17 protein-coding genes and 1 riboswitch are annotated in these 14300 nt (G+C 53.2%); of the genes, 16 read left to right on the top strand and 1 reads right to left on the bottom strand.

What is annotated here, in order from left to right:
- Positions 1-13: 13 nt before the first annotated feature.
- From comGC to gcvPB, 8 genes are all read left to right on the top strand, one after another.
- Positions 14-325, top strand: coding sequence for a competence type IV pilus major pilin ComGC (gene comGC, locus AC6CHQ_RS03570; protein ID WP_245744310.1), 312 nt, complete (start codon positions 14-16; stop codon positions 323-325).
- Positions 303-749 carry a hypothetical protein gene (locus tag AC6CHQ_RS03565; protein WP_092051170.1) on the top strand — a complete coding sequence of 149 codons (447 nt, stop codon included), beginning with the start codon at positions 303-305 and terminating at the stop codon, positions 747-749. Before comGC ends, AC6CHQ_RS03565 begins: the two co-directional genes overlap by 23 nt.
- Positions 739-1047 (top strand): hypothetical protein, encoded by a 309-nt coding sequence (locus AC6CHQ_RS03560; RefSeq protein ID WP_092051168.1) that lies wholly within the window; start codon positions 739-741, stop codon positions 1045-1047. The genes AC6CHQ_RS03565 and AC6CHQ_RS03560 overlap by 11 nt, the downstream gene beginning before the upstream one ends.
- A complete protein-coding gene (comGF, locus tag AC6CHQ_RS03555; RefSeq protein ID WP_498080907.1) occupies positions 950-1474 on the top strand; it encodes a competence type IV pilus minor pilin ComGF in 525 nt (174 codons plus the stop codon). Before AC6CHQ_RS03560 ends, comGF begins: the two co-directional genes overlap by 98 nt.
- A gap of 191 nt (positions 1475-1665) precedes the next feature.
- A complete protein-coding gene (locus AC6CHQ_RS03550; protein WP_092051164.1) occupies positions 1666-2187 on the top strand; it encodes a shikimate kinase in 522 nt (173 codons plus the stop codon).
- Positions 2188-2353: 166 nt separating this feature from the next.
- Positions 2354-2447, top strand: a riboswitch (glycine riboswitch).
- Positions 2448-2587: 140 nt separating this feature from the next.
- On the top strand, positions 2588-3697 hold the full coding sequence (gene gcvT / locus AC6CHQ_RS03545) for a glycine cleavage system aminomethyltransferase GcvT (protein ID WP_092051162.1): 1110 nt from the start codon (positions 2588-2590) through the stop codon (positions 3695-3697).
- Positions 3698-3718: 21 nt separating this feature from the next.
- A complete protein-coding gene (gcvPA, locus tag AC6CHQ_RS03540) occupies positions 3719-5065 on the top strand; it encodes an aminomethyl-transferring glycine dehydrogenase subunit GcvPA (RefSeq protein ID WP_251240331.1) in 1347 nt (448 codons plus the stop codon).
- Positions 5058-6545 carry an aminomethyl-transferring glycine dehydrogenase subunit GcvPB gene (gene gcvPB / locus AC6CHQ_RS03535; protein WP_251240330.1) on the top strand — a complete coding sequence of 496 codons (1488 nt, stop codon included), beginning with the start codon at positions 5058-5060 and terminating at the stop codon, positions 6543-6545. Before gcvPA ends, gcvPB begins: the two co-directional genes overlap by 8 nt.
- Positions 6546-6670: 125 nt before the next feature.
- On the opposite strand, the gene AC6CHQ_RS03530 is transcribed toward gcvPB, so the two are convergent.
- Entirely contained in the window at positions 6671-7054 is a 384-nt protein-coding gene (locus tag AC6CHQ_RS03530; RefSeq protein ID WP_092051158.1) for a rhodanese-like domain-containing protein, read from the bottom strand.
- Between the two features lie 150 nt (positions 7055-7204).
- Between AC6CHQ_RS03530 and AC6CHQ_RS03525 the strand changes: the two genes are divergently transcribed.
- The 8 genes from AC6CHQ_RS03525 (at position 7205) to AC6CHQ_RS03490 (ending at position 14292) form a co-directional block, all read left to right on the top strand.
- Positions 7205-8038, top strand: a complete 834-nt coding sequence (locus AC6CHQ_RS03525; RefSeq protein ID WP_092051156.1) for a lipoate--protein ligase family protein — start codon at positions 7205-7207, stop codon at positions 8036-8038.
- Positions 8039-8244: 206 nt separating this feature from the next.
- Complete coding sequence (locus tag AC6CHQ_RS03520) at positions 8245-10806, top strand: vitamin B12-dependent ribonucleotide reductase (RefSeq protein WP_498080906.1); 2562 nt, start codon at positions 8245-8247, stop codon at positions 10804-10806.
- A 147-nt stretch (positions 10807-10953) separates the two neighbouring features.
- The gene (locus tag AC6CHQ_RS03515) at positions 10954-11376 is read left to right on the top strand and encodes a hypothetical protein (RefSeq protein ID WP_498080905.1); all 423 of its coding nucleotides are present in this window, start codon (positions 10954-10956) and stop codon (positions 11374-11376) included.
- A gap of 65 nt (positions 11377-11441) precedes the next feature.
- On the top strand, positions 11442-11882 hold the full coding sequence (gene aroQ, locus AC6CHQ_RS03510) for a type II 3-dehydroquinate dehydratase (RefSeq protein ID WP_251240327.1): 441 nt from the start codon (positions 11442-11444) through the stop codon (positions 11880-11882).
- A 2-nt stretch (positions 11883-11884) separates the two neighbouring features.
- Positions 11885-12946, top strand: a complete 1062-nt coding sequence (locus AC6CHQ_RS03505) for a M24 family metallopeptidase (RefSeq protein ID WP_251240326.1) — start codon at positions 11885-11887, stop codon at positions 12944-12946.
- A 23-nt stretch (positions 12947-12969) separates the two neighbouring features.
- Positions 12970-13527: an elongation factor P gene (efp, locus tag AC6CHQ_RS03500; protein WP_092051148.1), complete on the top strand. Its 558-nt coding sequence runs from the start codon at positions 12970-12972 to the stop codon at positions 13525-13527.
- Positions 13528-13704: 177 nt separating this feature from the next.
- A complete protein-coding gene (locus AC6CHQ_RS03495; RefSeq protein WP_063178419.1) occupies positions 13705-13908 on the top strand; it encodes a SpoIIIAC/SpoIIIAD family protein in 204 nt (67 codons plus the stop codon).
- Between the two features lie 6 nt (positions 13909-13914).
- Positions 13915-14292, top strand: coding sequence for a hypothetical protein (locus AC6CHQ_RS03490; RefSeq protein WP_143059359.1), 378 nt, complete (start codon positions 13915-13917; stop codon positions 14290-14292).
- Positions 14293-14300 lie beyond the last annotated feature (8 nt).

The raw sequence follows: 14300 nt of genomic DNA, 5'->3' as shown, positions 1-14300 counted from the left end.
AGGGGAACTCAAGTTGAAGAAACTAATAAACCAATCTGGCTTCACCCTGATTGAAATGATGATCGTCCTACTTGTGATTTCCGTACTGATCCTGCTTGCGATACCTAATGTGACCAAGCGGGCAGCCGAGATTGACGAGACGGGCTGTAATGCCCTGGTCAAGATGGTTGAAGGCCAGGTTCAGGCTTACAAGATAGAGAATAAGCAAAATCCGGAATCGGAGGCCGATTTGAAGCCGGATTACCTTGAGGATGGGGACCTTTCTTGCTCTGACGGGAGGACGATTGTCGTGAACAACGGTGTTGTCACTGCGACGGCACCTTGACTCAAAAGCATTCACTTTCACCGAGATGCTGCTCGTGCTGGCAGTGGTCATGGCCGTGACCGGCGTCGGATATGCAGTGTCTGCTTCAAAGGCGCTGCAGAACCAGGAGCCGATTCCGTTCGAGGACCAGCTTAAGCTCGATATCCAGGCCATCCAGATGCATGCCGTCGCAAATGAAGAGTACACGAAGATCGTTTTTCTTGCGGATGGAAACTATGTGGCCTCCGGAACACGTTCCTCCATCCTTTTCAGGCGACAACTGCCGGAAGGAGTATCGCTCTCGGAATTCAGTACACTGAAGCAGGTGGAGTTCACCGGCCAGGGCTCAGCCAGGTCCTTCGGGACATTGAATTTCCGTACACCGGAAGGCGTCAAGACGCTCATCATCCACATCGGAAAAGGGAGGGTCACGATTGGGGAATGAACGGGGTTTCTCATTTCCGGAATCCCTCCTGTCGCTGCTTATTGTCTACATCATCTTTTCGACGCTTTTTCCGCTGATGGACCGGATGGCCATTGTACTGGAAGACCAGAGACTCGCTGCCCAGGCAGCCTCTGTCGCCTCCGATGCGGTGGATGGTCATCATCTGACCGGAGCAGTTGAAGGGTCGCGCATGATGGACGGTGTCATGTTTGACTGGAGGATGCAGGGAGGGGGAATCTGTGTTTCGTACAAGACCTTGTCCGGATGGCAATCACGCTGCTACGGGACAGAGCAGTGAAGCTGGATATACATTTGTCGAGGCTCTGCTACATTTGGCGATTTTCTCGTTATTTTTCATCCTGTTTGCCGGCTTTTTCAGGTATTCGGCAGAAATGGCTCATCACATAGGGGACCCTTCTTCTGTTGAATGGGAGCTGTTCCGGTATGAACTGGCTGACTATCTCGGAGAAGTGGAAGGGGTGCACATCCTCGATGGCGGGAGCCGGCTCCGCATCATCACGGGAGATAAGGTGACCGAGATCGGTCATTATCCCGCGGCATCCCTGATCCGCAAGCGGGTGAACGACCAGGGGCATGAACCGATGCTGACAGGAGTCCGATCCGTCAGATTTTTGGTTGAAGAAGGTGTCTTGTCTGTCAGCGCCGTGTTCATGGACGGAAAAGAAAGGAGGTCGCTGCACCATCTTCTTCAAACTAAGAAATGAAACTGGCGGCATCCTGCCGGCTGCGATTCTCCTCATTTTTCTAGTTTCCGTGTTCATTCTTTTTGCAACGAATGCATATCTGGCACAATTGCAGGCTTATACGTTATTGGAATCTTCCCACGCTCGTGATACGATTAGTAAAATCGAGTCGTATTTTAGCGAAGCGGAACCGCTTTTAGGCAGGTGGGAAGATGAAGAAGGTATACCTGATCGGCTACATGGGTTCGGGGAAGTCGGCGATCGGGAAGCGGCTGAGCTACGCGCTGCGTCTCCCGTACTACGACATGGACAGGGAGATCGAGAAACAGGCGGGCATGAAGATTCCGCAGATTTTTGAACAGTACGGCGAGGAGCACTTCCGTCAGTTGGAAACCGACTTTCTGAAAAACTTCCGTGATGAATGGTGCATCATCTCGACGGGCGGCGGGACACCGATGCGACCGGAAAATCGGAAGCTCCTCCGGCAGACTGGACTTGTGCTTTTCCTGAATGCCCCATTTTTCGAAATCTGGAGGAGAATCAAGACGGACAAGAACCGCCCGATCGTCCAGCGCTCGACACGTGAGGAACTCCAGCAGCTCTTTAATGAGCGGAAAAAAGTCTATAGAAAAACCGCCCATATCACAATCAATACCCAAGGCCGGAGCCTGCGCCAGGCAACAGATTATGCTGCCAGACAGGTCAGACGGCTAAAAGGAAAAGGAAAACGATAAAAAACTACCGGAAGCCGAACTATTACGGTTTCCGGTTTTTTAACGTTCGGTTCTCAAACCATTTTTTAAAAATTATTGCCTTCCTCAAAATTCAATGTTAGGATATAGGCAAAGCGGCAGAACTTTCGCTTTAACTACAGCTGAATAACCGGCATCTGCCGGGCGGATGAATGTACGGGGAGAGAGCGCGTGAATGCGTCGCCGAAGGAGCAAGTAACGGGTGTTATGAATCTCTCAGGCAAAAAGACTCGTACAGGACGCATCTCTGGAGAGCGCCGGACCAGCCGGCCACCAACGAGGAAAACCGACCAGGAAAACTTTCAGGTGACAGGACAGAGGACCCGATTTTACGGGTCTCTCTGTCCTTTTTTACATCTGGATGAAACGGAGGAGAAGTGCAATGGCTGAAAGCACCTTGCAGCGCACCCCGCTATATGACCTGTATGCCGGTCACGGGGCGAAGACGATCGATTTTGGTGGATGGGATCTTCCCGTCCAGTTTTCCGGCATTAAATCGGAACATGAAGCGGTACGTACGAAGGCGGGCTTGTTCGATGTGTCCCATATGGGTGAAGTATTCGTAGAAGGAAAAGACAGCACAGCTTTTCTTCAGAAGCTCATGACCAATGATGTTTCGAAGCTAGTGGAAGGACGCGCCCAATATACCATCATGTGCAACGAGCAGGGCGGCACGATCGATGACCTGCTGATCTACAAGATGTCCGATGATAAGTATTTTCTTGTTGTCAATGCTGCCAACACGGACAAAGATGTGGAGTGGATGAAGCAGCATGTGGAAGGTGATGTTACGGTCACAAATGTGTCCGATGACTACGCACTTCTGGCTCTCCAAGGACCGAAGGCTCAGGAAATCCTCGCAAGGCTGACAGATGAACCACTCGAAGAAATCAAGTTCTTCCGCTTTAAGGATCAAGTCAGCATCGCCGGCCATCAGGCGCTCATTTCACGCACGGGCTATACGGGTGAGGACGGATTTGAAATTTATGCCTCCCCGGAATCCGCACGTGTGCTATGGGAAGAGATCCTGAAGGAAGGCGAAAAGGACGGTCTTGTGCCTGCCGGTCTCGGCGCCCGTGATACACTGCGCTTTGAAGCAGGGCTTCCCTTGTACGGCCAGGAAATGTCCGATGCGATCTCCCCGTTGGAAGCAGGTCTCGGCTTTGCGGTTAAAGTCGGCAAGCAAGACGATTTCATCGGAAAGGAAGTTCTCGTCCGGCAGAAGGAAGAGGGCGTTCCCCGGAAGCTTGCAGGGATCAGGATGATCGATAAAGGGATTCCGCGTACGGGTTACGCAGTCTACAAGGGAGACGAAAAAATCGGCGAGGTAACGACCGGCACACAATCCCCGACATTGGGTGCAAATATCGGAAATATCCTCATCGGTACTGAACATGCTGTTTTGGGCGATGTAGTGGAAGTGGAAGTGCGCAAAAAGCGCCTCAAGGCTGAAATTGTCGAAACCCCGTTTTATAAGCGCGCGAAATCCTAAATCAGAAAGAGGTCCAGAATGATGAAGCACCGTTATTTGCCGATGACTGAATCGGACAAGAAACAAATGCTCGACGCGATCGGCGTCCAATCCATCAATGATCTGTTTAGTGACATTCCTGAAAAAGTCCGTTTTGACCGTGACTACGACCTGAAACCGGCGTTGTCCGAGACGGATCTTTTAAAAGAGCTTTCCGAACTTGCCGGCCAAAATGCCGACAGCAACTCCCACGCATCGTTCCTTGGGGCAGGAGTCTATGATCACTACAAGCCGGTCATCGTCGACCATGTCATTTCCCGTTCCGAATTCTATACGGCGTACACGCCGTATCAGCCTGAATTCTCCCAAGGGGAACTCCAGGCGATCTTCGAGTTCCAATCCATGATCTGTGAACTGACTGGCATGGACATCGCCAACTCCTCGATGTATGACGGAGGAACCGCATTGGCCGAGGCTGGCATGCTGGCTGCAGCTCATACACGCCGGAAAAAGCTTCTGGTCTCGGAAGCTGTCCATCCTGAATACCGTGATGTCGTAAAGACCTATGCACTCGGTCAGTCGATTGATGTTGAAGTGATTCCGCTAAAAGATGGCGTGACGGATTTTGAAGCGCTCCGCGGTATGATCGACGGAGATACTGCAGCGGTCATGCTACAGTACCCGAACTTCTTCGGACAGATCGAAAATATCCAGGAAGCGGCCGATATCGCACATGACAACAAGTCGCTGTTCGTCGTTTCTTCAAACCCGCTGGCGCTTGCGGTTCTGACGCCTCCGGGCAAACTGGGAGCCGACATCACGGTCGGTGATGCGCAGCCATTCGGCATTCCGGAAGCTTTCGGCGGCCCGCACTGCGGCTATTTCGCTGTTACAAAGAAGCTGATGCGCAAGGTTCCGGGCCGCCTCGTCGGTGAAACGAATGACGAGGAAGGCCGTCGCGGCTATGTACTGACGCTCCAGGCGCGCGAACAGCATATCCGCCGTGACAAAGCGACGTCCAACATCTGCTCGAACCAGGCACTGAACGCTCTTGCCGCATCTGTCGCCATGTCGGCGTTCGGCAAGCAGGGGGTCCGTGAAATGGCCCTGCAAAACATCTCCAAAACACAGTACGCCATCCGAGCTTTCCGGGAAGCCGGCTATGAAGTCGTATTCGGCGGCCCAAGCTTCAACGAATTTGTCGTGAAGTGCAAAGAGCCGGTTGCAGACCTGAACCGCCGTCTGCTCGATGCAGGGATCATCGGCGGATATCACCTCGGACTGACTTATCCTGAGCTGGAAGGCCATATGCTTATCGCGGTGACCGAACAGCGGACGAAGGAAGAAATCGATGCACTTGTGCAGGAAATGGAGGCCATCCATGCATAAAGAAAACCAGCCGCTCATTTTTGAAATCAGTAAAAAAGGCCGGATCGGATACGGACTTCCGGAACTCGATGTTCCGGAAACCGATCTTTCCGCCCTGCTTCCGGAAGGACTTCTCCGCGAGGAGCCCGCAGAACTGCCGGAAGCTTCCGAACTTGATATTATGCGCCACTACACGGCGCTTTCCCGCCGTAACCATGGTGTAGATTCAGGTTTCTATCCGCTGGGCTCTTGCACGATGAAATACAATCCAAAAGTTAATGAATCTGCCGCCCGTCTGTCCGGATTCGCAAATGTCCACCCTCTCCAGGAGGAGTCTTCCGTCCAGGGTGCAATGGGTCTAATGTACGATCTGCAGGAACACCTGGTTGAAATCACGGGCATGGACGAAGTGACGCTCCAATCCGCTGCCGGGGCACACGGCGAGTGGACAGCACTAATGATGATCCGCGCTTTCCACGAAGCGAACGGTGACCATAACCGGACAAAAGTAATCATTCCTGACTCCGCCCACGGAACGAATCCTGCTTCCGCAACGGTAGCAGGCCTTGAAACAATTACAGTTAAATCTGACGAACACGGGCTTGTCGACATCGAGGACCTGAAGCGTGTGGCGGGAGAAGACACAGCAGCGCTCATGCTGACGAACCCGAACACGCTCGGCCTGTTCGAGGAAAATATTCTCGAAATGGCGGAAATCGTCCACGGTGTGGGCGGCAAGCTCTACTATGACGGCGCGAACCTGAATGCCATCATGGGCAAGGTGCGTCCGGGGGACATGGGCTTCGATGCCGTCCACCTCAACCTCCACAAAACGTTCACCGGCCCTCACGGCGGCGGCGGTCCCGGTTCCGGTCCTGTCGGCGTCAAAAAGGAACTCGTTCCATTCCTGCCGAAACCGGTGCTCGTGAAGAAAGACGATGCTTTCACATTCGACTATGACCGCCCGCAGTCGATCGGCCGGATCAAACCGTTCTACGGCAACTTCGGCATCAATGTGCGCGCATATTCGTACATCCGCTCCATGGGTGCAGAAGGCCTGAAGCTCGTATCTGAATATGCGGTGCTTAACGCGAACTACATGATGCGCCGACTGGCTCCTCATTTTGACCTGCCGTATGACCGCCACTGCAAGCATGAATTCGTGCTGAGCGGCCGCCGCCAGAAACAGCTTGGCGTCCGCACGCTTGATATTGCCAAGCGGCTGCTGGACTTCGGCTTCCATCCGCCGACCATCTACTTCCCGCTTAACGTCGAGGAAGGCATGATGATCGAGCCGACGGAAACGGAATCCAAAGAAACACTTGATGCATTCATCGATGCGATGATCCAGATTGCACGCGAGACGGAAGAGAACCCTGAAATTGTCCAGGAAGCCCCACATACCACTGTCGTAAGCCGCCTGGATGAAACTCAGGCAGCACGCAAGCCGGTACTGAAATACAACCGTCCTGAGGCTCCTGAAGCGGTTGCCGTCAACTGATCGATTATAAATGGAAAACAGGCCCGCATCCGTGCGGGCCTTTTCCGCATCGGCGGCACCCCTGATGATAGGGGCCCAATAACAAACGCCTCCGGCAAGCATTGCTTGCGCGGAGGCGTTTGTTTTTATTTTTTCGTTTTGACTTTCCCTGTCCACTGACGGAAACCGCCCTGGAGCATATAGAGCTGTCCATAGCCCCGTTTTTTCAGATAGAGCGCGGACCGGCCGCTCCGGGAGCCGTTCTGGTCATACAGATAGACCGGCTTGTCCGGGCGGATCTCCTTGTAGCGCTGGGAGAATTGCGTGAACGGAATGTTGCGGGCTCCGAGGATATGCCCCGCATCAAAGTCCTTCTGCTCCCGCACATCGATCAGCTGGGCCTTCCGGTAGCCCGCGATAAACTCCTCCTGATTAAGCGCAGTCACCGCCTTGCGGGTCCTTAGCAGGGTCACGAGCAGGTAGATAATCAATCCGAAAAGGATCGCGGAAATGATATAAAGTGATTCCAAAGCCATTTTCCCCTTTCTCTCTCCCTAAGATTATAAAAGAACTCATGCGGTTCGTCCATGACAGGATAAGATGTTGGCTGATCCAATCAAAAAACGCATCCCGTTTATGATAAACTAAGTCCATTGTGTTTTTGAAAGGGGAAGTCAGGAATGACAGAAAAATGGATTTTCATCAACTCCGGACCGCAGAGTGCTTCCTACAATATGGCGATGGATGAGGCTTTGCTTGACCTACACTCCAAAGGCTTGATTCCGCCTGTTGTGCGTTTTTACGAATGGAGCCCGGCAACGCTGTCCATCGGTTATTTCCAAAAGGCAGCTGAAGCGGTGGATCTGGAGAAGGTGAAAGAGATGGGGCTCGGTTTTGTCAGGCGGCAGACAGGCGGCCGTGCCGTGCTTCATGACCGGGAGCTAACCTACAGCATCATCGTATCGGAATCCCATCCGCAGATGCCGGCAACCGTGACTGAGGCTTACAAAGTCATCAGTGCAGGGTTGCTTGAGGGATTCCGGAACCTCGGACTTAACGCTGAACTTTCCGTCCCGTCCAGCACAGAGGAGCGGGATGCACTGAAAAAGCCCAAAAGCGCCGTCTGCTTTGATGCGCCGAGCTGGTATGAACTGGTCGTTGAAGGCAGGAAAGCGGCAGGCAGCGCACAGACACGTCAGAAGGGCGTCATCCTACAGCATGGTGCAATCCCTGTTTCGATGGATCTGGACAAGCTGGTCTCCGTATTCCATTTCGCTTCCGAAGGACACCGGCAAAGAATGAAGGATAAGCTCAAGAACAAGGCTGTCTCCATAGAGGAGCTCTCCGGCCGCAGCATTGCGATGGACGAAGTGGCAGAGGCATTCCGTACGGGCTTCCAAAAAGCACTTGATATCGAATTCATCACCAGGGAACCAAATAAGGAAATTTTGGATCTTGTACAAGCATTGGAAAAGGAAAAGTATGCGAACGACTCATGGAACTTCAAGAAGTGAAACAGGGACTTTCGCATCAATTTTAATGGACTCGTTTCCTGTCGAAACATGTCGGAGCCAGTAGCCGCATGGCATCTCGGAAGATCCGGAAATGTCAAGGTCGAAATTCTGTTCTTGATGCCTGGTTTCAACATGTAGTAGAGTTGGGAAGTACATAATACTAGATATAGTATCTATCATAAAGGATATTCGAGGAGGTCATGGTATTGGTCATCGCTTCACACAAAAACCAACCGACGCTGGACGTTTCGAAACTGAACAGGGACATTGCCGGTTTTCCACAGGTCCATCCGGTCACTGAGGAGATGCAGATTCGTCATAAAGGAGTCTCCCGGCTGGTCATGATCGATCGCTATTCGTTCAAGGATACCGAAAAGAAAACACTAGGGGTAGGGGACTACGTCGTCCTTACGGTCAAGGAAGATCCTAAGTTCCCTGCACGCGGACTCGGTTATATCCTCTCCCTTGATGCGGAAAATGGGTTGGCGGACATTTGGATCGAACCGGATTACCGCTCCGCCATCGACCATCCGCAAGAGCAGGAAAAGGGCATCGTCACCCGTCCGATCGATGTCATCGAGAAACCGCTGGAAGTTTTCTACGAGCAGATCGCCAAGCGTAATGCGACGGGGCTGTCTTCCGTCGAGAAGGACGAAGAAACACGCCAGGCTTCGTTCAACCGTTTCTACAAAGAGCTCGTTTCGCTTAACTTCATCCCGGCTGGCCGTGTCCTGTACGGTGCCGGTGCCGATACGGACGTCACATACTTTAACTGCTATGTGATGCCGTTTGTCGCAGACTCCCGAGAAGGCATCTCGGACCACCGTAAGCAGGTGATGGAAATCATGAGCCGAGGCGGCGGTGTCGGAACCAACGGCTCTACGCTTCGCCCGCGCAATACGCTTGCGCGCGGCGTGAACGGCAAATCTTCCGGATCGGTTTCGTGGCTGGATGATATTGCGAAGCTCACCCATCTAGTTGAGCAGGGCGGTTCCCGTCGCGGTGCGCAGATGATCATGCTTGCCGACTGGCACCCGGACATCGTCGAGTTCATCATCTCAAAAATGCAGAACCCGCGGATTCTCCGCTTCCTGGTCGAAAACACGAATGACGGGCATATCCGCAAACTTGCAAAAGAAAAACTGAAGTTCAAGCCGTTCACCCAGCAGGAAGAAGCCATGTATCAGGGGATCGTCAACTACAAACATATTCCCGGATACGGCGGCTTCAGCGAGGCGATCATCCGCGACGCCGAGCACAAGCTCCGTGATGGCGGGACCTATTCTGTCCACAACCCGGAGTTCCTGACCGGTGCAAACATCTCTGTCACTCTTACATCCGACTTCATGAAGGCAGTTGAAGAAGACGGTGAACACAATCTCCGCTTCCCGTATGTCGAGCAATATTCTCCTGAAGAGATGAACGAGTACAACGAACAATGGCATCAGGTAGGGGATGTGCGTGAATGGGAAAAGCGCGGATACGCTATCCGCACCTACCGTTCGATGAAAGCCCGTGAATTGTGGAACCTCATCAATATCTGTGCCACTTACTCTGCGGAGCCCGGCATATTCTTTATCGACAATGCCAACGATATGACGAATGCAAAAGCATACGGCCAGCAGGTCGTTGCCACCAACCCTTGCGGGGAGCAGCCACTCGCCCCTTACTCTGTCTGCAACCTTGCCGCGGTCAACCTGGCCGAGATGGCTGACAAAGAAACACGCAGGGTCGACTACGACAAGCTGCGTGAAACTGTAAGGACAGGCGTCCGCATGCAGGACAATGTGATCGATGCTACCCCGTACTTCCTTGAGGAAAACGAACGCCAGGCACTCGGCGAGCGCCGTGTCGGACTTGGCGTCATGGGAATGGCGGACCTGCTGATCTACTGCGGAAAACGCTACGGTTCCGAGGAGGGCAACCAGCTGGTCGACGAGGTGTTCGAAGCGATCGCGACAACGGCCTATAGGGAATCCATCGAGCTCGCCAAGGAAAAAGGCAGCTTCCCGTTCCTGATCGGTGAAACGGAAAAAGAAACGGCCGAACTGAGGGAGCGGTTCATCAACACCGGCTACATGAAACGCATGCCGGAGGACATCCGCCAGGGCGTCCTCGAGCACGGTATCCGAAATTCGCACCTGCTTACGGTCGCGCCGACAGGCTCCACGGGCACAATGGTCGGAGTGAGTACGGGGCTTGAACCATACTTCTCGTTCACTTATTACCGCAGCGGCCGTCTTGGGAAGTTCATCGAAGTCAAAGCGGAAATCGTGGAAGATTATCTGCGTGCCAATCCGGATGCTGATCCGGAACAGCTTCCTGACTGGTTTGCTACTTCTATGGATCTGACTCCGGAAGAACATGCGGATGTGCAATGCGTCATCCAGCGCTGGATTGACAGTTCCATATCGAAAACGGTAAACGCGCCAAAGGGCTTCACAGTTGAGCAGGTTGAACAAGTATACGAGCGTCTCTACCGAGGGGGAGCAAAGGGCGGAACGGTCTATGTCGACGGATCCCGCGACTCCCAGGTGCTGACGCTGAAAGCAGAGGAAAACGATCCGGATGTGGAAATCGAAGAACAGGTCGAGGAAAAGCGTCCGGTCGTCCTCGTAGATACAATTCAGGCTCTGCGTTCAACAAACGTTACGATCGGATCGGAAATCGGCGATACATGCCCGGTTTGCCGGAAGGGGACGGTTGAAGAAATGGGCGGATGCAATTCCTGCACAAACTGCGGGGCCCAGCTGAAATGCGGACTGTAATCATCAATTTCATCTATTGATCTGAAAAGCGGGCATCCCTGACAGGGCTGCCCGCTTGTTTTGCCAAGTTCCGCTGATAATCTTGTGCTGCATGAATAAACACCCCGTCATAATCCCATCATGATGATGAAATGCGGAGGTGGTCCGATGTTTAAGCAGCTGCCATTCTGGACGGCAGGAGCGGCGGCAGTGATCTTTACTGCCGGCCTGAAATTTCTTCATTACTTCAAGTTCATCAAATGGAAACCGACCGGCTGGGCGGAGCGATATGGTGTTTTTGCGGAAGGGCCTTGGGCAGCCAAGTGGCTGATTCTGCTTGCCACCGTTTATGTGCTGTCACTTGTCTTATACTATCTTCTGGCTTTGACGTGGAAGTGGAAGGTGTCCATCACGGCCGCCGTCGCCGGTCTTGTGATTGCGGGGCTGATTGAGTGGCTGATTGTCAGGCCCGGCGGCTACGGTGATTTCCGGCAGTCGATTTCCGTTCCATTTGCGGCGCTGACCCTGGTCGCGACAAGGTTTATCAACGAAACGGCGGCATTCCATAAAAAACAGCAGGCGGACTCGTGAAAAACGTTGTCCGCCTGCTTTCATATGATAAAATGGTGAGGAATCTGCTGAAAGGAGGGCTGGCGATGAATATCCTCTGTCTGAACGGCCCGAACCTGAACCGGCTCGGAAAAAGGGAACCTGAAATCTACGGAAGCGAAACGCTCGGCGATGTGGAAGCACGTCTCCTCAAGCTGGCCAATGACAACGGCGCCGTACTGGCGTTTTATCAATCCAATCACGAAGGTGCCCTCGTCGATCGAATCCAGCAGGCCGCCGAAGACGGCACATCCGGAATCATTTTCAATCCGGCTGCCTACACACATACTTCAGTCGCTTTGCGCGATGCGGTGGCCGATGCCGGGATCCCGACAGTCGAAGTTCATATCTCGAATATACATAAGCGGGAGTCCTTCAGGCACCATTCCTATCTGGCCCCGGTATGCATCGGGCAAATATCCGGAATAGGAACCTATGGCTACGACTTGGCGATGCTTGCCCTCCTTCGGATGGGAAAAGGGGAATGATCATGGATAAACTGAATGCGTTCCGCGCTTTTTTCGATGAACTCGGAATTGATGGATTTCTAGTCACGAACCCGCACAGTCGGCGCTACCTGACCGGCTTCACAGGATCTGCCGGAACTGCACTGATTTCGCGGGATGATGCCGTGTTCATCACGGACTTCCGCTACACGGAGCAGGCCGCGGAACAGGTGGCAGGCTTCCGCATCGAAAAACAGTCGGGACTTATGCAAGATGCGGTTGCAGAACAGATCAGCGCAATGGGAATCAAAAAAATCGGCTTCGAACAGGACACACTGCCATACGCCGATTACGACAGGTACCAAAAGGCTGCCAAAGCGGAATGGGTGCCTGTTTCCGGCATAATCGAAAAGCTGCGTATGGTCAAGGAAGACAGCGAACTCCAGACGATCCGCAAGGCAACACAAATTGCGGACGAAGCGTTCAGCCATATCCTGACGTTCATCAAGCCGGGTATGACGGAACTTGAAGTATCCAATGAGCTGGAATTCTTCATGCGCCGACTCGGCGCAACAGAATCCTCTTTTGATACGATAGTCGCTTCAGGCAAACGATCGGCGCTGCCGCATGGAGTCGCAACAGACAAAAAGATCGAGAACGGGGATATGGTCACGCTGGATTTTGGTGCCCTGTACGATGGATACGTCTCCGATATCACCCGCACGGTCGCTGTCGGAGAGCCGCCGGAAGAGCTGAAGAAAATCTACCATATCGTCCTTGAGGCCCAGAAGCGTGCATGCAGTGCCCTCAAACCGGGTATGACAGGGAAAGAGGCAGATGGTGTCGCGCGTGACTACATCAGCGAACACGGTTACGGAGAAGCGTTCGGCCATTCGACCGGTCATGGGATCGGCCTTGAAGTGCATGAAGGTCCCGGACTCTCCTTCCGTTCGGATACAAAGCTAAAGCCGGGCATGGTCGTCACAGTCGAGCCGGGCATTTATGTTCCGGGCCTTGGCGGCGTGCGGATCGAAGACGATGTGCTCATCACCGAAGACGGGTGCGAACTGCTGACGTCATCGCCCAAGGAACTCATCATCCTATAACACTCTAAAATGGAGGAACTCAAATGATTTCTGTAAACGATTTTAAGACTGGCCTCACCATCGAGGTTGACGGCGACATCTACCGCGTCATGGACTTCCAGCATGTCAAACCGGGCAAGGGGGCGGCTTTCGTCCGTTCCAAGCTCCGCAACCTGCGCAACGGCAACGTCACAGAAAAGACTTTCCGCGGCGGTGAAAAAGTGGAACGCGCACAGATCGACAACCGCCGCATGCAGTACCTGTATGCAAGCGGGGACCAGCACATCTTCATGGATACAGACAACTACGAACAGATCGAACTTAACGAAAGCCAGATCGAGTACGAACTGAAATTCCTCAAGGAAAACATGGAGGTCCATATCATCCAGTACCAGAGCGAAACACTGGGTGTCGACCTGCCTGCGACCGTAGAGCTTGAAGTGACCGACACTGAGCCGGGCATCAAGGGTGATACGGCGAGCGGCGGCTCCAAGCCGGCGACACTGGAAACCGGACTTGTCGTCCAGGTGCCATTCTTCGTCAACACAGGAGACCGACTGGTCATCAACACTGCAGAGGGCGAATACGTCTCCCGAGCATAATAACCGAAAAAAGTTGCAGACAATGCGGGTTCAGCCGCATGTCTGCAGCTTATTTATATGCAGAAAATCAGTCCGCCCCGGATGATCAAGGAATATTCCCGGTTGCTTCAGCCGGGACGGGCCATCGCATATCCCATTCCGGACCCGCATACATTCGAAAAAACGGGGGGGCCGCATGTGGAACTTCAAGATATTCTCCGGGTAGCGGGAGTCGGTCTCGTCATCGCCTTCCTGCACCTGTTTTTTGAGCAGACGGGGAAGAAGGAGTATTCCTTTTTCATATTCTTTGTTGCGTACCTGTATATTACAGCTGAGATGCTCAGGTTCCTGAGGATCTTTTTCACGGAAATCTCATCCTTCTTTTCGTGGCTCTCGGCTTAGGCAGGAATGATGGAAATTATCCTGTCCGCAGTCATCATCGTGTTCCTGTTGATCATCCTGGATACCTTCCTGCCGAAGATGACACCGTTTTTCCTGCTGATCTTCTTTTTCCTGCTGCTGGCCCAGCTGACTTTCCGCATGGCCGTACCGCTTCTGCAGGAACTTCCGCTTGCCTGGGACGGGGCAGGAGCCCGACAGATTCGCCTTATAGCCGGGTCTGCCTTCCTGTTTTACCTGTCCGCCTCGTTCAGGGACATGCTCGGGGAGATCGGATATGCTCCAATCGGAAAGCTGTCCCACATGGCAGTCCAGCTTCTGATTGTCGGAATCTGGCTGAGAGAGTTCGGGGAGACGGCGGGGATTCTGGTCGGTCTCCTGCCGTAAGGAAAAAG

The organism is Bhargavaea sp. GQ12 (assembly GCF_059758705.1).
Note: the sequence above shows the minus strand (reverse complement) of the source record. Positions and strands in the feature narration are given on the sequence as shown.

Bases quoted from the DNA above. Each gene is read 5' to 3' on its own strand.
- AC6CHQ_RS03550 (WP_092051164.1), top strand. From the start codon at position 1,666: ATGAAGAAGGTATACCTGATCGGCTACATGGGTTCGGGGAAGTCGGCG.
- gcvT (WP_092051162.1), top strand. From the start codon at position 2,588: ATGGCTGAAAGCACCTTGCAGCGCACCCCGCTATATGACCTGTATGCC.
- gcvPA (WP_251240331.1), top strand. From the start codon at position 3,719: ATGAAGCACCGTTATTTGCCGATGACTGAATCGGACAAGAAACAAATG.
- gcvPB (WP_251240330.1), top strand. From the start codon at position 5,058: ATGCATAAAGAAAACCAGCCGCTCATTTTTGAAATCAGTAAAAAAGGC.
- AC6CHQ_RS03525 (WP_092051156.1), top strand. From the start codon at position 7,205: ATGACAGAAAAATGGATTTTCATCAACTCCGGACCGCAGAGTGCTTCC.
- AC6CHQ_RS03515 (WP_498080905.1), top strand. From the start codon at position 10,954: ATGTTTAAGCAGCTGCCATTCTGGACGGCAGGAGCGGCGGCAGTGATC.
- aroQ (WP_251240327.1), top strand. From the start codon at position 11,442: ATGAATATCCTCTGTCTGAACGGCCCGAACCTGAACCGGCTCGGAAAA.
- AC6CHQ_RS03505 (WP_251240326.1), top strand. From the start codon at position 11,885: ATGGATAAACTGAATGCGTTCCGCGCTTTTTTCGATGAACTCGGAATT.
- efp (WP_092051148.1), top strand. From the start codon at position 12,970: ATGATTTCTGTAAACGATTTTAAGACTGGCCTCACCATCGAGGTTGAC.
- AC6CHQ_RS03490 (WP_143059359.1), top strand. From the start codon at position 13,915: ATGATGGAAATTATCCTGTCCGCAGTCATCATCGTGTTCCTGTTGATC.